The 19701-nt window shown below is 68.9% G+C and carries 20 protein-coding genes; 2 read left to right on the forward strand and 18 right to left on the reverse strand.

Features of this window, described 5'->3' with window-relative positions; genetic code table 11:
• Positions 1–2 precede the first annotated feature (2 nt).
• Positions 3–998, reverse strand: coding sequence for a Gfo/Idh/MocA family protein (locus ABD844_RS39630; RefSeq protein WP_344890152.1), 996 nt, complete (start codon positions 996–998; stop codon positions 3–5).
• 14 nt (positions 999–1012) lie between these two features.
• Complete coding sequence (locus ABD844_RS39635) at positions 1013–3001, reverse strand: alpha-ketoacid dehydrogenase subunit alpha/beta (protein ID WP_344890155.1); 1989 nt, start codon at positions 2999–3001, stop codon at positions 1013–1015.
• A 109-nt stretch (positions 3002–3110) separates the two neighbouring features.
• Here ABD844_RS39635 and ABD844_RS39640 point away from each other — a divergent pair, with 109 nt between their 5' ends.
• A complete protein-coding gene (locus ABD844_RS39640; RefSeq protein WP_344890158.1) occupies positions 3111–4292 on the forward strand; it encodes a glycoside hydrolase family 113 protein in 1182 nt (393 codons plus the stop codon).
• 5 nt (positions 4293–4297) lie between these two features.
• On the opposite strand, the gene ABD844_RS39645 is transcribed toward ABD844_RS39640, so the two are convergent.
• The 14 genes from ABD844_RS39645 to ABD844_RS39710 form a co-directional block, all read right to left on the reverse strand.
• Positions 4298–5161, reverse strand: a complete 864-nt coding sequence (locus ABD844_RS39645; protein ID WP_344890161.1) for an SMP-30/gluconolactonase/LRE family protein — start codon at positions 5159–5161, stop codon at positions 4298–4300.
• Positions 5158–6192, reverse strand: a complete 1035-nt coding sequence (locus ABD844_RS39650) for an LLM class flavin-dependent oxidoreductase (RefSeq protein ID WP_344890164.1) — start codon at positions 6190–6192, stop codon at positions 5158–5160. The genes ABD844_RS39645 and ABD844_RS39650 overlap by 4 nt, the downstream gene beginning before the upstream one ends.
• Positions 6189–6923: an SDR family NAD(P)-dependent oxidoreductase gene (locus ABD844_RS39655; protein WP_344890167.1), complete on the reverse strand. Its 735-nt coding sequence runs from the start codon at positions 6921–6923 to the stop codon at positions 6189–6191. Before ABD844_RS39655 ends, ABD844_RS39650 begins: the two co-directional genes overlap by 4 nt.
• Positions 6920–7213 carry a muconolactone Delta-isomerase family protein gene (locus tag ABD844_RS39660; protein ID WP_344890170.1) on the reverse strand — a complete coding sequence of 98 codons (294 nt, stop codon included), beginning with the start codon at positions 7211–7213 and terminating at the stop codon, positions 6920–6922. Before ABD844_RS39660 ends, ABD844_RS39655 begins: the two co-directional genes overlap by 4 nt.
• Complete coding sequence (locus ABD844_RS39665; RefSeq protein WP_344890173.1) at positions 7210–7704, reverse strand: VOC family protein; 495 nt, start codon at positions 7702–7704, stop codon at positions 7210–7212. Before ABD844_RS39665 ends, ABD844_RS39660 begins: the two co-directional genes overlap by 4 nt.
• Positions 7701–9845, reverse strand: coding sequence for an alpha-amylase family protein (locus tag ABD844_RS39670; RefSeq protein ID WP_344890390.1), 2145 nt, complete (start codon positions 9843–9845; stop codon positions 7701–7703). Before ABD844_RS39670 ends, ABD844_RS39665 begins: the two co-directional genes overlap by 4 nt.
• A gap of 2 nt (positions 9846–9847) precedes the next feature.
• Positions 9848–10585, reverse strand: a complete 738-nt coding sequence (locus tag ABD844_RS39675; protein WP_344890176.1) for an SDR family NAD(P)-dependent oxidoreductase — start codon at positions 10583–10585, stop codon at positions 9848–9850.
• Positions 10586–10676: 91 nt separating this feature from the next.
• Entirely contained in the window at positions 10677–11543 is an 867-nt protein-coding gene (locus ABD844_RS39680; protein WP_344890179.1) for an SMP-30/gluconolactonase/LRE family protein, read from the reverse strand.
• Positions 11540–12700, reverse strand: a complete 1161-nt coding sequence (locus ABD844_RS39685; RefSeq protein WP_344890182.1) for an NAD(P)/FAD-dependent oxidoreductase — start codon at positions 12698–12700, stop codon at positions 11540–11542. Before ABD844_RS39685 ends, ABD844_RS39680 begins: the two co-directional genes overlap by 4 nt.
• Positions 12697–12903, reverse strand: coding sequence for a ferredoxin (locus tag ABD844_RS39690; RefSeq protein WP_344890185.1), 207 nt, complete (start codon positions 12901–12903; stop codon positions 12697–12699). Before ABD844_RS39690 ends, ABD844_RS39685 begins: the two co-directional genes overlap by 4 nt.
• Positions 12904–12908: 5 nt before the next feature.
• A complete protein-coding gene (locus ABD844_RS39695) occupies positions 12909–14225 on the reverse strand; it encodes a cytochrome P450 (protein ID WP_344890188.1) in 1317 nt (438 codons plus the stop codon).
• A 14-nt stretch (positions 14226–14239) separates the two neighbouring features.
• Positions 14240–15019, reverse strand: coding sequence for a carbohydrate ABC transporter permease (locus tag ABD844_RS39700; protein WP_344890191.1), 780 nt, complete (start codon positions 15017–15019; stop codon positions 14240–14242).
• A complete protein-coding gene (locus tag ABD844_RS39705) occupies positions 15019–15927 on the reverse strand; it encodes a carbohydrate ABC transporter permease (protein WP_344890195.1) in 909 nt (302 codons plus the stop codon). The genes ABD844_RS39700 and ABD844_RS39705 overlap by 1 nt, the downstream gene beginning before the upstream one ends.
• Positions 15924–17246, reverse strand: coding sequence for an ABC transporter substrate-binding protein (locus tag ABD844_RS39710; protein WP_344890198.1), 1323 nt, complete (start codon positions 17244–17246; stop codon positions 15924–15926). The genes ABD844_RS39705 and ABD844_RS39710 overlap by 4 nt, the downstream gene beginning before the upstream one ends.
• A gap of 211 nt (positions 17247–17457) precedes the next feature.
• On the opposite strand from ABD844_RS39710, the gene ABD844_RS39715 reads away from it, so the two are divergent.
• A complete protein-coding gene (locus ABD844_RS39715; protein ID WP_344890201.1) occupies positions 17458–18570 on the forward strand; it encodes a mandelate racemase/muconate lactonizing enzyme family protein in 1113 nt (370 codons plus the stop codon).
• Here ABD844_RS39715 and ABD844_RS39720 read toward each other — a convergent pair.
• Together ABD844_RS39720 and ABD844_RS39725 are read right to left on the reverse strand one after the other, a co-directional pair.
• Positions 18524–19237, reverse strand: coding sequence for an IclR family transcriptional regulator (locus tag ABD844_RS39720; RefSeq protein ID WP_344890204.1), 714 nt, complete (start codon positions 19235–19237; stop codon positions 18524–18526). The two genes, ABD844_RS39715 and ABD844_RS39720, sit on opposite strands and share 47 nt — an antisense overlap.
• 182 nt (positions 19238–19419) lie before the next feature.
• Entirely contained in the window at positions 19420–19686 is a 267-nt protein-coding gene (locus ABD844_RS39725; RefSeq protein ID WP_344890207.1) for a hypothetical protein, read from the reverse strand.
• Positions 19687–19701 lie beyond the last annotated feature (15 nt).

Consider the following 19701-nt stretch of genomic DNA (forward strand, 5'->3'; position numbering starts at 1 on the left):
GGTCATATTTTCTGTTCGAGGCGGGACATGCCCTCGGGCGCGTCGGCGATCGCCTCGACGTACCTCATCGCGGCGACGCCGTCGGCGATCGACGGCGAGACGGGGCGGCCGGTCTGCACGGCTTCGACGAAGTCGACGACCTCGCCAGCGTAGCCTTGCAGCCAGAGCGAGTCGGCCTGCTGGTAGGGGATGGCGTACTCCGGATGCCACAGCGTCACGGCGGCCGGATTGACCGGTAGCGTCTGCGCGACCTCGGCGCCCTCGGCCCACCGCCGGTACTCGGTGAGGTTGCGCACGGAGATCAGCTGGTTCGCTCCAGAAAGCTCAATCCATTCTTGTACGTGCGGGTCGTTGGCCGACATGTTCACGATCGCGCTGGCCCCGTCCTCGTACAGGAGGGTGAGCACGCAGGTGTTGCGGCCCTGCGGGTCGCTCCGTTTCAGCACGTACGCCTCGGCCGGGTCGCCGAGCAGGAAGCGGATCAGGTCGATCGCGTGCACGCTCATGATGTGGAGATGGTGGTTCCAGTCGCGTACCCGCCAGTGCGAGTAGTTGACCTTCGCCAGCCGTACACCGCCGAAGTCCGGCTTTCCCGCCTCCTCGCGCGCGAGCCGGTAGGCGGTGGCGAACCGCTTCTGGAAGCCCACCTGCACCTGCCGGTCATGCAGGTCGGCGGCGCGCTGAATCTCCAGCGCCTGCTCAAGTGAGGGTGCCGGTGGCTTCTCGACGAAAACGTGTTTGCCCGCCGCCAGCGCCCGCAGCGTGACCTCGTGCTGCATCGCCGCCGGGCCGACGACGAACACCGCGCGGACGGTGTCGTCGGCGAACACCTCGTCGAGCGAGTCGGTGGCGTTCTCCGCGCCGAAACGGCGGGCGACCGCGCGTGCCTTGTCCAGGCCGCGCGAGTAGGCGTACCCGATCTCGACGGGAGCGTAGCGCAGGCTCGGCCAGATGGCCTGGGTGGCGAACGCGCCGCAGCCGATGAACCCGATTCGCACCGAATCCGTCATGGTCAGCCCCGCGCCAGGCGGCGCGCCGCCTCGATGATGGTCCCCGCGTGGGGAAGCACGGCCGCCTGCAACGCCGGCGAGGCCGGCATCGGCACGTCCCGCGCGCCGACGCGCACCACTGGCGCGGTCAGCAGCCCGGCGTGCCGTTCGGCGATGCGCGCGGCGATCTCGGCGCCGAAGCCGCCGGTCACGGGAGCCTCGTGGGCCACCACCACGCGGCCGCCGGCGGTGGCGACCGCCTCGGCGATCGCCTCCTCGTCGAGCGGGTTGAGCCACCTCAGGTCGAGTACGGTCGCCTCGACGCCCTCCCTCGCGAGTTCGGCGGCGGCGTCCTCGGCCGTCCTGGACATGGCGCCCCAGCTGATGATCGCCACGTCTCCCCCGCGGCAACGCCAGGCCGCGCCCCCGATCGGCGGAGCTTGGTCGAGCGGACGCACCTCGCCTTTGGTGTTGTAGAGGCCGCGCGCCTCGATGATGACCGTGGGGTCGGGATCGTTGATGGCGGCGCGCAACATGCTGTAGGCGTCGTCGGCGTGCGCGGGCAGGCCGACCCGGAGACCGGGGATGTGCGCCAGCAGCGCCTCGACGCACTGCGAATGCTGGGCGCACGAGCCGGGCGTCGCGCCCTGCTGGGTACGCACGACGATGGGCACCGAGCGGGTCCCGCGCGAAATGTAGCGAATGTTGGCGGCCTGGTTCACGAGCTGGTCGAGGGCGACGAACAGGAAGTCGGCCCACATGATCTCAACCACCGGGCGAATTCCCTCGATTGCCGCGCCGACGGCCGAACCGAGGATCGCGCTCTCGGAGATGGGGGTGTCGAAGACCCGGTGCGCCCCGAACTCCTTCTGCAGCTGACGCGTGGCGCCGAATATCCCACCGGCGTGGCCGACGTCCTCGCCGTAGAGCAGCGTCTCCGGCCGAGCGGCGAGCTCGGCGCGCAGCGCCTCGTTGACCCCGCGCCAGTAGGGCATCGTGCGCGTCTCAGCGCCTTCTCGCGCGGGGGTGGCGCGCCCCGGCAGCGCCATCACGTGGTCCCGCGCGGTCGCCGGGTCCGGTTCCGGCATGGCCAGCACGCGCGCGATGACATGGTCCAGCTCGGCTTCGGCCGCGCCTTCGAGCGCGGTGATCTCGGCTTCCCCGACGCCCTCGGCCAGCAGCCGGGCGCGGAGTTTGGGCAGCGGGTCGAGCGCTCGGGACAGCTCCTTGTCACCCTCCGTGCGGTAGTGCTCGATGTCCCGGTTGTAGTGCGCCATGAGCCGTACCGTCTTGGCCTCGATGAGCGTCGGGCCACCGCCGGCGCGAGCCCGCTCGGCCGCCTCGGTGACGGCCGCGGCGACGGCGAACGGGTCGTTTCCGTCGATGGTGACGCCAGGGATGCCGTACCCGGCGGCTCGCTCGGCGAGGTTCTCCACCCGGGCCGTCAACGCGATTGGGGTCATCTCCGACCAGGCGTTGTTCTCCACCACGAAGATCACCGGAAGGTCGCGCACGGCCGCGAAGTTGATTCCTTCGTGGGTCGCGCCCTGGTTCATCGCCCCGTCGCCGACGCTCACCACGCAGACCCGCTCGTTGCCGGCAGCCTGCGCGGCCATCGCGACACCCGCCCCGATGGGGATGCCGGCGCCGACGATCGAGTTCTCGCCGATGAAGCCGCGCTCCGGATCCATCAGGTACGGACTCCCGGCCCGCCCTCCGTTGACGCCTCCGGCACGGTGCGCGACCTCGCCGAGCAGTTCCTCCAGCGGGATGCCCCACTCGATCGCCCAGCCGTGCCCCCGGTAGGTCGCGACCACGCGGTCGTCCTCGCGCAACGCGGCCCGGGCGCCGACCGGAATCGCCTCCTGCCCGCCGCAGAAGTGCATGGAACCGGCGATCGTGTCGGCGCCAAGGGCCAGACAACGCTGCTCGAACGATCGAATGACGTACATCCGGCGATAGGCGTCAAGGGTCGTGATCGCCGACAGCGGCGAGACCGATGTATCCGTCATGTGAAAGCTCCCGTCAGCGGTGATCGATAGAGACGCCTTGACACGCTCTGCACTATCCCTATCATACTTTCACATTACAAGTACAACTATCTTATTATGAAAGTAAACGATGATCAGCGAAGATCGTTCCTTCTCCCGACGCGCAGCCCTGGCCGGCACGCTCGCCACCGTCGCGATGCAGGGCGCGGTGCCCAAAGCCGCACAGGCCGCGCGTCGGCGCCCCAACCCCACGGGCCTGCGCGGGCTCGGCATCGTCTACGACACCGGCATCTTCAGCGCCGGCCGATCGGTGCGCAGCACCCACGAGCCGTTCGACGCGAAGGTCGTCAAGCGCGACATGAAGGCCATCGCCGACGATCTGCACTGCACCGCCGTCAGGATCGTCGGCGGGGACCCCGGCCGGATCGACACGGCCGCCCGGCTGGCGGCCCACCAGGGCCTCGAGGTCTGGGTCTCCCCGTTCACCGTCGATCTGACCCAGGCGGAGCAGATCGAGCTGCTCGGCGACTGCGCCGTGCGAGCGGAACGGCTGCGCCGCGACGGGGCCGACGCCGTCTTCGTCGCCGGCGCGGAGATCAGCCTGTTTACCAAGGGTTTCCTCCCCGGCGAGACGATCTTCGATCGGCTCGCGTTCATCACAACGCCTGGACCGGACTTCATCGAGGCGATCCGCGCCCTCCCCGGCAAGATCAACGCGTTCTTCGCGCAGGCCGTCCCCTCGGTACGGCGACGATTCCTCGGCCCGGTCACGTACGCGGCGATCGACAGTCTGGAGCGCGTCGACTGGGCGCCCTTCGACATGATCACCAACGACACCTACCGGGACGCCCAGTCCGCGGCCACGTTCCCCGACCAGATCCGGGCGTTCGTGGCCCGCGGCACGGCCCTCGGCAAACCGGCGGTGATCACCGAGTCCGGCTGCGTCAGCTACGACGGCGGGTCCGACCTCGGCGGGCGGGGCGACACCATCGTCGAGTACGACAACGCGGCCAACACCGCGCTGCGCCTGACGCAGACCGTGACCCGCGACGAAGCCGAACAGGCCCAGACCATCGAGGAACTGGTCAAAACTTACGACCAGACCGGCGTGCACACCGCGTTCGTCCAGACCTTCGCGATGCGGCACCTGCCGTACCGCGAGCACGCCGAGCCGACCCAGGACCTCGACCGCGCCAGCTTCGGCATCGTCCGGCCGCTGGAGCACGGGCACGGCTGGCGCGGCCACACCTGGGAACCCAAGGAGGCGTACTTCCGGCTCGGCGCGCTCTACCAGCGGCTGCGGCGGAGCTGAGCGCCTCAGAAGACGAAGGCCGGACGGCCGCTCACTCCCACGTCAACGGCGAAGACGGCCCCGGCGTGCTGGGCGTGGCGCTCCCAGAACGTGATTCCGGCGCTGGCCGAAGTGATGTACAGGGTGCCAAGGTCCGGGCCGCCGAAACAGCAGGAGGTCACCAAGTTCGCCGGGACGGTCACCACGCCGGTGAGGTCACCGTTGGGTGCGTAACGGTGCACGGCGCCGGCGTGGAACACCGCGACCCAGATCGACCCCTCCGCGTCCACGCAGAGTCCGTCCGGAAGCCCCTCCGGCACGTCGATCAGCGGACGGCGGTTGGTCGCGGTTCCGGCCTCGGGGTCGAAGTCGAACGCGTCGATGGCGTGGGTGGCGGAGTCGGTGTAGTACATCATGCGGTCGTCGGGCGACCAGCCCACGCCGTTCGAGGTGGTGACCGTGTCGATGAAGGTGGTCACCGTTCCGTCGGGGGCCAGCCGGTAGGCGCCGCCTCTGCCCGGTTCGCTGATCCGGTGCATCGATCCGCCCCAGAACGCGCCGTCCGGGCCGACTTGGCAGTCGTTCATGCGTACGCCTTCGGGCAGTTCCAGGTCCGAGAAGGCCCGTGGCCGAGCGCTTCCCGCGTCGAGCAGGCCGAAGCCGCCGGACGTGCCGAGCACATAACCGGATTCGCCGCGCAGCCCCACCGCGCCGATCATCTGGCCGAGGCCGCGTACGGTGGTGCGTCCGGCCTGATCCGCCGCGTACAACTCACCGGCGTGGATGTCGAGGAACAGCAGCTCCTGGCTACGGTAATCCCACACCGGACCCTCACCGAGTTCGAGCTGCAGGTCGAGCCAGGGCTCGGCCGCCCACCGCGCGACGCTCATCTCGCCGCCGCCAGCAGTTCCATCGAACGCCGGTCGGGAAAGTCCATGAACCAGCAGATCACCTCGTCGATGCCGAGCTCGGCGTAGGAGGCCAGCTTCCCGGCGACCTCGTCGGGAGTGCCGATGACGAACTCCTCGCGTAGCTGGTCGAACGACTTGGCCTCGCCCAGGTGCGGGTTGCCCTCCTTGACGAACTCGATGACGTCGGCCATGGCGCTGCCACTCGGATGCCGTTTGGCCAAGTCGTCGAAGCGGGCGAAGAGCGCGTCGCTCTCCGCGCGGTCCTCGTAGATCAGCACCTGCGTCTCCAGGGTCTTGCGCAGGGTCTTCGGGTCCCGCCCGCGGTCGAGGCAGGCCCGATCCACCCGCGCGATCTTTTCTCGCAGTACGTCGAGTCCCGCCGGCATCGAGTTCCAGACGTCGGCGCGGCGGGCGATCAGGTCGAGGGTGGCGTCGTCGAACGCCTCGCCGATCCAGATGCGCGGGCCCGCGGGGTCGGTCGGCTTGGGCGCGCAGATGGCGTCGTCGATCTCGAAGAACCGGTTGTGCACGGCCGGGCTGTCGCTGGTCCACATCTCCCGCATGACGTCGAGCGTGGCGTCCAGCCGGGCGACCCGCTCGGCCCGATCGGGTTCCCAGTCGAACCCGTACGCGGTGTGCTCTCGCTCACGCCAGCCCGGGTCGATGAACAGCTCGAAGCGCCCGCCGGAGAGGAAGTCGAGCGTCGCGATCATCTTGGCGGCGAGCGGGGCGTGCCGGAAGCCGTCACCGAGATGGATGGGCCCGAGCCGGATGGTCGAGGTGGCCCCGGCCAGGAAGGCCAGCGTCGTCCACCCTTCCAGGATCGCGCCGTCCCGCCCGAGGAACATGTGGTCGGCCACCCAGAGCGAGTCGTACCCGAGCCGTTCCGCCTCGCGCACGGCATCGAGCACCGGCTCCCGCGTGAGGGCCTCGAAGTTGGGGGTGCGGAAGTCGGTCACTCCAGGGTTGGCGAAGATCGGGACCGCGAAACCGAGGCGCATGGTGGTCATAGCATGAAGCTCCCGCCGTTGACGTTGATGGTCTGTCCGGTGACGTAGCTGGATCGCGGCGTCGCGAGGAACGCGACCACCGCCGCGATCTCCTCCGGCCGCGCGAAGCGTCCGAGCGGAATCGTGTCGAGCATCCGCCGCCGCTGTTCGGGCGTGTAGACCGACAACATCGGCGTCTCCGCGAGCCCGGGAGCCACGCAGTTGACGCGGATGCCGTCCTTGGCGTTCTGGTTGGCCAGCACCATGGTGAGGCCGATCACCCCGGCCTTGGAGGCGACGTAGTCGGGAGCGCTGTAGTACGACTTGGTCCGTCCCGACTGCGACGTCAGGTTGACGATCGCGCCACCCCCGCCACGGGCGAGCACGGGGATGGCGGCCTGGCAGGCGAGGAAGGTGCCTTTCAGGTTGATGTCGACGAGCTGGTCCCATTGCTGCTCGGTGATGTCGCCGATGCCGCCGAGGTGCAGGATCCCGGCGGTGTTGACCAGGACGCGGAAGTCGCCCCAGGCCTCGACGTCGGCCACGACGCGCCGCAGGCTCTCGGAGTCGGTCACGTCGGCGACACTCGTCCTGACGGCCGCGCCCCGCTCGGTCAGCTGACGACCGGCCTCGGCGAGGGCCGCCTCCTCGCGGTCGGCGAGCCAGATCCGGTAGCCCTCGTCCGCGAGGGCGTACGCGCTGGCCAGGCCGATGCCGCTGGCTCCTCCGATGATCAGAGCGGTCTCGGTCATTGGTGATCATCCTCCAGGGGGTGCCGGGCGAGCGCGCCGACCCGCACGCTCATCCAAGGGAACAACGGCAGCGACGAGATCAGGTCGTGCAGCTCGGTGGCCGACTCCGCCACCCAGACGCCGACGTTGGCGGTCTGGCCGGGTCGCCGCCAGATGCGCTGGATGCTGCCCGCCGCCCGCAGCTCGCGGGCCCGCGCCGACTCGGCGGCGACGAGCTCGGCCCGGCGTTCGGGCGGCAGGTCGGACGGCAGCGCGATGACGATGTCCACGAGGAATTCCTGGCGGCTCACGACAGCTCCAGCCCGAGTCGTGCCGCGCGCTCGGAGCTGAACTGCAGCAGTTCGATGGTGCAGCCGTCCGGATCGTGGAGGTAACAGGCCCAGCCCCCCTTGTTCGCACCGGCGGTGATCTCGACCGGAGGGTTCCGGAAGGCCACACCGGCGGCGCGCATCCGTTCGTGACGTTCGTGGATGTCGGTGACCACCAGCGCGAGATGGGCCACGCCGACCTGGTTGGTGGGCAACGACTCAGGGCTCCCGCCCCGGGCCTGGACGTACTCGATCAGTTCGAGCATGTGGGTGGAGTACGCGGGTGCCGCGCCCGGGATCTTGAGCTGGGCGACTTCGAGCACCGCGCCCTCGATGCCGACCAACATCCGCGTGTACGCGTTGTCCTGCCGCTGGCGGTGCACGAGCTCCAGCCCGAGCACCTCGGTGTACCACCGGACCGAACGCTCGATATCGCTCACGGTGAAGGAGAAATGCAGCACGTCGGCGATCATCGGTAGTCCTGTCGGTATTCGGCGGCGATCATGTCGAACTGGGCGAGGTCGCGTACCTCGACGACGACCCCGCCATCGGGGTCCTTCTCGAAGTCGAGTGGGTCACCACCCGGAAGGCGTACGACCCGATCGAAGCGATGGCCGTCGGGCACGGCGATCCGCAGCCTGATCAGCGGCATCGGCAGGTAGGGGCCGCCGGGCTGGTGGTTGAGCAGGTTCACCCGGACGCGCCGGTGCTCCGGCTCGGCGAAGGGAATCACCCAGACGTGCGGCGGAGCTTCGGCCGTGCAACTCGGCGGGCCGTCGAGCAGGCGGCGGATCAGCCCGGCGAACAGTGGCTCGGCCCCGGCCTCTAGGTCGCACGACGCGTACACGGCTCGGCCGGCGCCGAACTCGTGCTCGACCACGGTGGGGCGGCCGGTGTCCTCCCAGGGCGGGGAGGTCAGAATCGAGGACCACTGCCGGTCCTCGCGCGTACCACGGCCGAGGCCGTAGGGAAGGGTCAGCGTGGCGAGCACGGTCGCGTCCGCGGCGGCGGTCACCAGCAGGGAGGTCAGCCCGGTGTCGCTCCCGGCCGGAATGGGCCGGGTCGCGCCGTGCGGCACCAGGGCGGCCGGGGCGATGAGCCGCGCGATGGCGTCGCGCGCCGGGCGCAGGTAGGAGACGATCGCTGGTTCCACCCCGGCGAAGGAACAGCCGAACACGTCGGCGAGCGCGAAGTCGTCGAACCGCGCGCCCGCTGTGCCGACCAGCGAAGTGTGGCCGCTGGCGTACAACCGGCCGCCGCGCGCGACATACCCGCGGAACGCGGCCACTTCCTCGTCGCTCATACGCAGCACGTTGGGCAGCACGATCACCCGGAACGCGTCCAGCATGTCGAGGTCGGCGCTGGTGATCACGCCGGTCGGCAGGTGCGCCCGCTGGAGCGCCCCGACTGCCCCGGCCACGGCCCGCCCATGTGGCAGGGGCTGCAGGAATCCACACCGCTGCGGCAGGGCGGGCACGGGCGTGCCGTTGTCACGCAGGTCCACGTCGGCGTCGGGGCTGTAGTACACCGCGACGTCGGCCATCGGCGTGCCACCGAGGTAGGGCTCGTAGGGTTTTATCGCCGCGAAGACCTCGGCGAAAGTGTCGTAGGTGGGGGCGTGCACCGTGCCGTCCGACTGCACGGCGTCGATCGTCATGAACTGGCCGCCGAGCGCGGTCGCCAGCAGCGCGTGGCCGCGCTGCTCGTCCAGGCCGATCGACCGCACCGCGCCGCTCAGGTATCCCGACGGCGAGTGCATGTACTGCCAGGGCCCGGCCGACAACCGTCCGGCGAGCAGGCCGAAGGCGAGCAGCTCGTCCGGTCCGGCCTGGACGTCCCCGCCGATCAGGTCGTTGCCCAGCAGCAACCGCATCCCCGTGCCCGCGCGCCAGCCGGCCGGGATCACCGAGCTGTTGTTGAAGACCGGGATCGCGCGATGCCGTTTCACGCCCTCGGCCAGGATCTCGTACTGTTCCGCGAGCCAGCGCCGGCGAGCCTCGGCGAACCTGGGCCAGGCGGGTGTCGTCCAGTCGGCAATCTCCGGGATGGCCGCGCTGGTCTCGGTCCGGCACCGCTCCTGGCAGTTCTCACACGTGCAGATGCCCGTCCAGAACATCATGTCGAGGAAGAACGCGTCGAATTCGTAGCCGCTCGCCAGTTCCTCGATCTCGGCCCGTGCGAACTCCCGGAAGCCGGGACTGTTCGGGCAGCACAGGCCGAACCGCGACTCCTCGTCGTACGGGCCGAACGCGACGCCTAGTCGCATCCCCCGGCCGGGGTCGGAGTGGTAGGCGAGGTCGTTGAAGTTGACGCTGTAGTACGCGCAGGCGGCGATGCCCTTCGCGTGCAGCAGCCGTACCGTCTCGGCGACGATGTCGCGGCCGCGCAGGTTCGGATGCATACGCCCGGCTTTGCTCGGCCAGTAGCCCAGGCCGAGCATCGAGTTGCAGTACACCATCACGGCGTCCGCGCCCGCCCGCTCGTAGAGCTCGACCTGGGCGACCGGGTCGAACGACCGGAGAAACTTCTCGTCCCAGTCGGGCACGTGCATGTCGAGCAGGATGTGGCGCTGCCGGGTCCGGTAGTCGAAGACCGGGGCCTTGGCGTTCGTCATGGTCACGCCTGGAAGTCGAAGGAGGCGAGCAGGCCGCCGTCGACCGTCACCGCGGCGCCGTTCATGCCGCTGGACGCGTCGGAGAGCAGGAAACAGATCGTGTTCGCGACCTCCTCCGACTGGAGGATGCGGCCGGAGGGGTGGCGACCGGACTTCTCCGCCAGGAACGCGGCCGGATCCGGGGCGGCGTCCACGTGCTGCCGGAAGAACGGGGTGTCGATGGCCGTCGGGCAGACGCAGTTGGCGCGGATGCCCTGCCGCCCGTGGTCGACCGCCACACAGCGGGTGAGCTGCAACAACGCGCCCTTGGACGCGCAGTAGGCGGCGAGCCCCTGTTCGGCGACGAGGGCGTCGATGCTGGCGACGGTCACCACGCTGCCCCCGCCGTTTTCGATCATCACGGGCAGACAGGCGTGCAGGGCTTGGTACGCGCCGAGCACGTTCACCTCGAACACCGAACGCAGGTCCTCCTCGCTGACCTCGAGCACGGTGCCGACCACCAGCTTCGCCGCGTTCAGGACGAGCTTCGTCGGCGCGCCGCCGAGCTCCCTGCTTGCTTCGAGTACGGCGGCCCAGGTGGCGGGGGCGGCCACATCGCCGACGACGACCCGGTCACCGGCCTCCGCCGGCACCAGATCGACGGTGACCACGCCGACGCCGCTCGCTCGCAGAGCGGCGACGGTGGCGGAGCCCACTCCGGAGGCGGCGCCGGTGACAACGGCGATATCAGGGGTACGCATCGGCGAAAGCCCTTCATTTCGGCAAAGCTTTCATAATCAGAAAGCAGCACTTTATATGTGAAAGTATGCTAGGGACCTCGACGCCCCACGGTCAAGTCGGCCGGAAGACGTTGGCGCGCCGGCCGCGACAGCCCACATCGGCGACGAACAGCGCGCCGGCGTGCTCCCGATGCCGTACGGCCGGGGGCAGGCCCGCGCTCCCCGAGGTCATGTACAAGAGACCGAGGTCGTCGCCGCCGAAGCAGCACGAGGTCACCATGTGGGCGGGCACCCGGACCACGCCGATCAGCTCGCCGTCCGGCGAGAAACGCTGGACCTGACCCGCACCCCACGCCGCCACCCAGATGTTCCCCTCCGCATCCAGGCAGAGGCCGTCAGGGACACCCTCGTCAAGGCGCACGAAGACGCGGCGGTTCCGGATGACGCCCGCGTCGAAGTCGAAGGCGTCAATGGTGCGCCTGGCGGAATCGACGTAGTACATGACCGTCTGATCCAGGGACCACCCGATCCCGTTGGAGATGATCACATCCTGGATGACGGTGTGGACGCTGCCGTCGGCCGCCAGACGATAAACCGACCCCGGCCCAGTCCCGTCGCCCACCTCCCAGGGCATCGTCCCGCCCCAGAACGCCCCGTCGGGTCCGACCTGACAGTCATTCATGCGGAGACCGGCGGCCAGCCCGAGGTCCGCGATCTCCCGGATCGACCCATCGTCATCGATCACGGAGAATCCCCGTGAGGTGCCCAGGACATATCCGGACTCGCCGTGCAGTCCAATGGCACCCAAACCCTGCCCTATGCCGTGTACGGTCGCCCTTCCCCCCTCCATCGAATAGATCTCACCCGCGTGCAGGTCGGCGAAGAGCAACGTGTTCGTCCGGTGGTCCCACAGCGGCCCGTCACCGAGGTCGGTCTGGATGTCGAGCGCGATGTCGGCGTCCCACGACGTGCGGGTCACGTGGTCACCGCTTCGTTCGCCACGAGACCCCGGGCCTCGCGGAACGCCCGGGGCATGTTGACGCCGACGACTCCGGCGACGTGCCCATGCTCCTGGAAGCTCATCACGAACCGCCGGTCGCGAAGGTCTCCGGCGACGACGGCCGTGTCGGCGTCAACCGGGAACTCGCCGTACGCCTGGATCTTGACGTCGTACTGGTCGGACCAGAAGTAGGGCACCGGCGCGAAGGGCTCGTCGGCGCCGAGCAGATTCCGCGCGACGGCTCTGCCCTGCTCGGTGGCGTTCATGCGATGCTCCACCCGCGTCGTTCTGCCGAGACGCGGGTTGTGCCACCGCGCGACGTCGCCCGCCGCGTAGATCCCCGGCGCCGCGGCGAGGGTCTGGTCGCAGACGACGCCGTCGGCGACGGTAAGTCCGGACCCGTCGAGCCAGGTGGTCGCCGGTGTCGAGCCGATGGCGACCACGAGCACGTCGCACGGGATGATCTCCCCGTCGAGGAGTTCGACGGCACGCACTCGTTCTTCGCCGAGTACGCCCCGGACGCCGGACGAAAGCCGCATCCGCACACCGTGATCGCGGTGCAGGTCCGCCGCCCACGCGCCCAGCCGCGCTCCCAGCGAGGTCCCCATCGGCGCCCGCGCGGCGTCGATCACGGTCACCGCGCGACCGCTCGTCCGAGCCGTCGCGGCGACCTCACATCCCAGCACTCCCGCGCCGATCACCACGACCGACTCCGCCCACTCCAGATCGGCCCGCAGCGCGACCGCGTGGTCCCGGGTACGGAGCACGTGCACCCCGCCCAGCCGGTCGGCGAGTGTCCGAGGCGTGAGTCCGGTCGCGATGACCAGGCCGTCGAACCCGACCGGCTGACCACCGTCGATGAGCACGGCGCGGGACGCCAGGTCCAGCCCCGACGCGCGATGCCCCAGGCGAAGGTCGATACCGAGTTCTTCGTACCGTTCCGGCCGTCGCAACGACGTCTGCTCGGGCCCCCAGGACCCGAGTAGCACCTGCTTGGACAGTGGCGGACGGTCATAGGGCAGGTACGGCTCGTCGCCGATCAGCACCAGTTCGCCGTCGAACCCCAGCTGCCGGAGCGACTCCGCCGTGGTGACCCCCGCCGCGGACGCGCCGACGATCGCGATCCGGGCTGTCACGGCTCGCCGTCCTCGCGGATCGCGAGCGCGGAGGCCGGGCAGACCATGACCGCGTCGCGCGCGCCGACGGCGTCCTCCCCCACCGGCCGGGCGTTCAGCACGATGACGGTGCCGTCGTCCTCGTCCTGGTCGAAGACCTGGGGCGCGGACACCACGCACATGCCGGCGCCGATGCAGCGGTCGTAGTCGGCTTCGATTTCCATTTTCCTCACCACGTCACAGGTAGTTCTTGCATCCCGTAGGTCTGTCGATCGCCACGGTGGAACCGGATCTCGTCTTCCCCTGCCGCCAGCCGCAGCTCGGGGAACCGCCGCATCAGGGCGGTGACCGCAGCGGTGAGCTCCAGCCGCGCCAGGTGCTGACCCAGGCACTGGTGGATGCCGTAGCCGAAACTCAGGTGCCCGGTGGCCGCGCGGCTGAGATCCAGCGTCTCCGGATCGTCGAAGGCCAGCGGGTCGCGGTTGGCCGCCGCGAGCGACACGGTGACGGAGGTTCCCGCGCGTACGGCCACGCCGCCGATCTCGACGTCCTCCAGGGCTGTCCGGCTGAAGGTGCCGACTTGGATGAGCGTCACGTAGCGCAGGATCTCCTCGAGGGCGCGCGGCACGAGGGAATCGTCGGCGCGGAGCCGTACCCAGCGAGCACGATCGTGCAGCAGCGTGAAGACCGCGAGGCTGAGCATGTTGGCGGTCGTGTCGAAACCGGCGCTGAACAGCTGGGTGACGACGTTGACGAGTTCGTCGTCGTCGAGGTCGGTGTCGCGGATCAGATCACTCAGGAGGTCGGGGCCGGGCTGCTTCCGCCTGCGGAGAACCAGTTCGAGAGCGAACTGCCGGAAGGCGCGCATCGTCTCGACGATCGCGTCGCTGCCCGATTCGAGGTCCTGGCGCGTCTCGACCGCGGGCGCGAAGCTCGGGATGTCCGCCGGCTCGGCGCCGAGCAGCGAGGTGATCACTGACATGGTCAGCGGCATGGCAAACGCTTCCACCAGGTCGGCCGGCGGGCCGGCCTCCTCCACGATGCCGAGCTGCCGGGCGATGAGCATCTCGACGAGGGGCCGGTGCCGGGCGACGCGCTTGGGACTGAAAAGCGCCGCGAGCGCCCGCCGCTGCCGGGAGTGATGAGGCGGATCGAGCCCGATGAGACCCCCGGTTCCCGGCGGCGGCGCATTCCGCATGACATCGACGACGACGGGATCGACCGTCGCGTGCGCCACGGGACACCCCTGGGCCTTGACGCGCTCGAAGACCTGGTGCACCTCGTCCGGAAAGCCGAGTTCCACCCTGGTCTGATCGAACACCTCGGCGAGCCGTTCGGGCTCCCCCACCGGCGAGCGCATGGGCTGCATGGAGAACCGGCGGTCGCCGAGGACGGCGCGCGCCAGCTCATGGCTGGTCACCAGCCAGCCAACGTGCCCGTCGGGATACCACAAGGGCGTGATCGGCAACGTCGCCCGGATCTCCCGCAGCTCCGCGGGCGGGTCGGTCGGAGACCGCAAGACCGGCATCGTCAGCGGTTCGTCCATGGATCCTCCTGTGATCACTTGATTGAGCCGGCCATGATGCCCCGCTCGAAGAAGCGCGAGAACGCGATGTAGCAGATGACCGTGGGGAGCGCGATGAGCACGGTCGCCGCGAAAACCTTGGGCTGATCGGCCTGGAACTGCCCGACGAAGTACGACGGCAGCAGCGTGACGGTCTGCTGATCGACCTCCTGCAGGAAGAGCAGAGGGAGCAGATACTCGTTCCACGCCGAGACGAATGTCCAAACGATGACGACCGCGGCGACCGGGCGGCTGAGCGGGAGCACGATGTACCAGAACACCCGGAAGCTGTTGGCTCCGTCAACCCGCGCCGCGTCGATCGTCTCGTCCGGGATTCCGGCCATGAAACCGCGGGCCAGGAAGACGCCGAACGCGGTCTGCAACGCGGCGATCGGCAGGATGACCGCCCACGGCGTGTCGTAGAGGCCGAGGTTGCGCACGTTGATGAACAGCGGCACGGTCAGCGCCGCCGACGGCAGCGTCAACGCGGCCACGATCAGGTAAAACGCCACCTCGCGTCCGCGCAGGGGCAACTTCGCCAGCGCGTACGAGGCGAGCATGGTGCAGACGAAGGTGACCGCCACCGTGCCCGCGGCGATGACGACGCTGTTGCGCAGGAAGGTCAGCATCTCGGGCCGGTTGAGGACGGCGCCGTAGTTGCGGAGGAACCCCTCGCCGCCCACCGAGCGTCCCACCATGACCGCCAGCGGGATCACGAAGGGCGCCACGGCGAGCGTCACCAGGAGCTGGTTCCAGCCGGTGCGGATGGTGCGCATCAGAACCCGTTCCGTTCGGCGCGCGTGCCCAGCCGGAGCTGCGCGACGGCGAGGATCAGGCAGATCACGACCATGACCACCGTCATCGCCGCACCGTATCCGGCGTTGAAGTTGACCACCCCGGCCCGGTAGATGTACGTGGCGGGGAACTGGGTCGAGTTCGCGGGACCACCCCCGGTGATGATCTGCGGAATGTCGAAGAGCTTGATCGTCGCGATCGTGCCCAGCACCAGGTAGGTCAGGTGCGTTCTGGACATCAGGGGGATCGTGATGCTCCACAGGGTACGCAACCGCCCGGCCCCATCGACCCGCGCGGCCTCGAAGACCCGTGGATCGACCTGGGTCAAGGCCGCGTAGTACAGGATGAAGCTGAATCCGGTGCCGCTCCAGATCGCGATCACGGCGATCGCGAAGATCGCCGTGTCCGGATCGGCCAGCCAGGCGTGCCGTAGCGCGCCGAGGCCGACGGCCTCCAGGGCCTGGTTGAACTGACCGTCCGGAGAGAAGATCTCCCGGAACGCCGGCGCCATGACCGCGGGCGCGAGCACGACCGGGACGAAGAGCGCGATCCGATAGACGACGCCGAGCACCACACGACCATGCAACGCGACCGCCATGAGCAGGCCGTACGCCATCTGGAGCAGGATGAGGAGCAGGAACCCGGCGACGTTGAGCACGCTCTTCCAGTAGACGGCGTCGCCGAAGACCTTCGCGTAGTTGTCGGCGCCGACGAAAAGCGGGTTGGGCCCGAAGCCATCCCACTCATGCGTGCTCAGCCACATCGTGTAGAACACGCTGAAGTAAACGAGAGCGCCGAGCAGCACAAGCGCGGGAACAAGGTAAAAACTGTTGCGGAGTGGCGGGCGCCGCATGAAGCCGCGGCCCTGCCTAGTCAATTGCCATGTCATCGGGCGATGGACCTTGACGCATTCTCCAGTTCTTCGGTGACCTGCTGGGAACCGGTTCCCGACGCGGACTGCTGGAAGGCGGTCTCCAGAGCGGTGAGCAGCTCGGGATACTCCACACCTCGCGGGTCGGTCGCGTTGGCGAATTCCTCTTCAAGGAACTCGATCGACGGCCGCCCCAGCTCGGGATAGGCGATCCCCTGCGGCTCGATCTTCACGCCCTTGAGCGCCGGGATGCCGATGAGGTCGTTCCCCGCCTCCTTCTGGCGGCCTTCCGGGTCCAGCGAGTACCAGTTGGCCCAGGCCGCCGCGGCCGCCTTGTTCTTGCTCGCGACGTTGATGGCGGTGCCGCCGTATCCGGTCGCGAAGACGTGCACGGGGTTCCCGCCGATGGCGGGGAACGGCAGGAGTTGGGCGCGCAGGGGCTTGGGGTCCTTGACTCCCGCGCTCTTCTGGAACCGGACGGAGTTCGGCTCCAGGAGGTTCATCGCCGACCAGTTGCCCACGGCCATCGCCACGATCTCGCCGCGCTGCCAGGCGTAGTCGACGTCGGTGTACATCGGCATCCCCAGCGCCCCCTCCTGAACGACGCCCCTGGTGAACAGCGCCTGGAAGAGATCGAAGGCTTTGACCAGCACCGGGTCCGTCCACGGCGTCTTGCCCTGGACGGCGCTGGTGAACACGCCCGGCCGGATCGAGTTCGCGATCGCCTGGTACACGTCCTGCAGCACCCACTCGTCCTGCCCGACGCCGATGCAGCTCTTTCCCTTCGCCTTGACCTGCCCGCAGAATTCGGCGAGCTCGTCGATCGACTTGACATCGCCGGGCCAGCTCAGGCCGAGTTGGTCGAGCAGCCCCTGATTCAGCAGCACGGTTCCCGCGCCGTTCGCCTGGTTCGGCAGGCCGACGATCCGGCCGTCCTTGACCTTCAGCTCGTCCACCTGCGACATGACGAGCCTGTTCTGCCACTCCTTGCCCAGCACGCTCTGGAGGAGCGGCGTGACGTCCTCGCTGAGTGGCGCGAACCGGACGATCGACCTCGGCTCGACGATGAAGACGTCGGGCCCCTTCCCGGACGCCAGCCCGGCGCTGAGCGCGTTCGTGTAGTCCTTGTACGGGATGGCCTTGAAGGTGACCTGAATCTTGGGATACCGCTGCATGAATCGGGACGCGATCGCGTCGACGGTGGCCTGATCGTCACTCCAGGCCCAGACCGTAACTTTCCCCGACGCGTTCTGGGGCGCGACCGCCGCCCAGTCGGGGCTATCGGTCGTGCTCGCGCCGCCGGCGCATCCGCTCAGCGCGCCGGCACCTGCCAGCACGACGGTAAGAATGAGCGAACCTCGTCGTTTGCCATGCATTCTGGCCTCCTTCTAGCGGGCCAACTTTCACATTGATAGAGTAGATTAATTGTTGTGAAAGGCATGCTGGCATGCGGTAACCGGGGTGTCAAGACACATGTGAGGTCTCGCCGGCCGAACCACATCGCCCGTGACCTGGGATGTCGCAGCCCGATGGACAAGAGGAGCTCCGATGGCCACCGTTGAGACGGTTGAGGCTTTTTCCGTCACTCTGCCGCTGCCGCGGCCACTGAGGCTGGGCGCGCAGACGGTGTCCCACCGCGCGTACTGCGTGGTGCGGCTGGGTACGTCCGACGGCATCGTCGGCAACGCGTACGCGCTGAGCAGAGACCTCCCCGTCGCGGAAATGATCAACGGGATGCTCGGCACTCTGCTCGTGGGGCAGCAAGCCGACGACATCTCGGCGATCTGGGACCGCCTCTACCGCGGCACGCTGTTCGGCGGCCGGACCGGGGGCCTCATGCGCGCCCTGTCGCTCATCGACATCGCCCTGTGGGACATCAAAGGCAAACGCGCGGGCCTTCCCGTATGGCGGCTGCTCGGCGGGGGCGGCCCCGACGTGCCGTGCATGTACATCGCCGCCTACCCGACCGGGGAGAGCCCCGTCGTGCTCGGCGAACGGGTCGCCGCCGCCTCCCAGGACGGCCATTCCCTGCTCAAGGTCGCACGGCTGCCGAATCCCTCGGACCTGGCCACCCTGCTGCGAACGGCCACGTCATCGCTGGCCGGCACCAGCCAGATCGTCGTCGATGCCGCGTGGTGCTGGCGGGGAGCCCGGGAGGCAGCGGACGAGATTCAGATGTGGGGCGGCGAGGCGCCGCTCGCATGGGTGGAGGATCCGCTGATCCCCGAGGACACCGAGGGGTACGCCCGCCTCGTCCGCAGTGGTGTCGCGCGTATCGGCGTCGGCGACGACTTCACCGATCGGTTCGGCGCCAAGGCGTTGATGCTGCACGCCGGGGTGGACGTGCTCCGCATCGACGCTTGCGCCGTGGGCGGGATCACCGCGGCGTGGGCGCTGAGCCACGTGGCCGACGCCCTAGGCGTCCGGGTTTCGTACCACGTCTATCCGGAGACGCACGTTCACCTCGCCGCCGCCAGTTCGGCGGACAGCCTGGTGGAGACCTTCGGAGCCGCCGATAATCCGTACGATCCGTCGGCCACGCTGTACACGGGTGGCCCGGCGTTCCGTCCGGGCTGGGCCCGCGCGAACGAACGCCCCGGGCTCGGCTTCGACATCAACGCCGGGATTCTCGCTGCGCGGCCGCCTCGACGGCTTCAGTGAGGACTCGGCGCCCCTTCCGGAACCGGTCGAGGGGCGCGGAGATGGTCAGGCAGCCGTAGCACGTGTCCCCCTCGAGAATCGGCGCCGCCACGCAGCCGACGCCCTCGATGAACTCCGCCTCGTCGAACGAATGGCCGACGCGGCGGATGTCCGCGAGCTGCGCCCGCAGGGTGTCCTTGTCGGTGATCGTGGTCGGCGTGAGCGCTTCCAGCTCGTGGGTGTCCAGGTAGGAGCTCAGTGCACTGTCGTCCAGGTGCGCCAGCATGAGCTTGCCGGAGGCTCGGGCGTGCTCGAATCCGCGGAGTTCGGCGTGGATCCGGCCGACCCGAACCGCGCTCGATCCCTCGATGATGGCCAGGGCGACGACCTGCCCGTTGCGCCACCCGGACAGATAGGCCGTCTCTCCAGTGGCTTCCGCCAGGTTGCGCACGGCGTTCAACAGCTGCTCCGACGGCCCGCTCCGCGCGTAGGCCACCGACAACGACGCGATCTTCGGGCCCAGACCGTAGCGGCGCGCCGAATCGCGGGTCAGCATACCTTCGGCGAGCAGGGTGTTCAGCAGGTGGTACGCGGTGGTCAGCGGGATGCCCACCTCCCGCGCGGCGTCCGCCGCGGTCATCCCGCTGCTGTCGGCGATCCGCAGCAACAGATGGGTCGCCTTGACCACGGAGCGCACGGTCTGGTGGCGGGGCACCCCCTCCACCAGTTTCGCTTCAGTCATCGACTACTCTCATATCGAGAAAGTTTACCTCAGATTCTGAAAATCAGAGTACAGCGCACCCCCCGTGCCGGGGACGACATCAGCATCTAACCGCATCCCCTGAACCCCCGTCCTGCTGTCACGAGGACTCAGGCTTGCGGGCCAAAGCGCGCCAGATAGTGCCAGACCCTTTTGAGCGCCTGCGGGTCATAGCGGCCCGTGGCGGCCGCGTCCCCGATGATTCGCGGGTCGAGATGATCGTCCACGGCGATCTTCGCTTTCACCTTCACCTCGCCTTCACCGCGCGACAGATCGAAGTGGCCGACCTCGCGCGGCAGCCGCGGGTTCGACACGTCGTAGACTCGCAGCCCCGCGTTGAAGTGGGCCAGGTAGAACAGGTTCGCCAGCTTCTCCACGTCCGGATGTCCACG

Source organism: Nonomuraea antimicrobica (assembly GCF_039536965.1).
Taxonomy (GTDB): domain Bacteria; phylum Actinomycetota; class Actinomycetes; order Streptosporangiales; family Streptosporangiaceae; genus Nonomuraea; species Nonomuraea antimicrobica.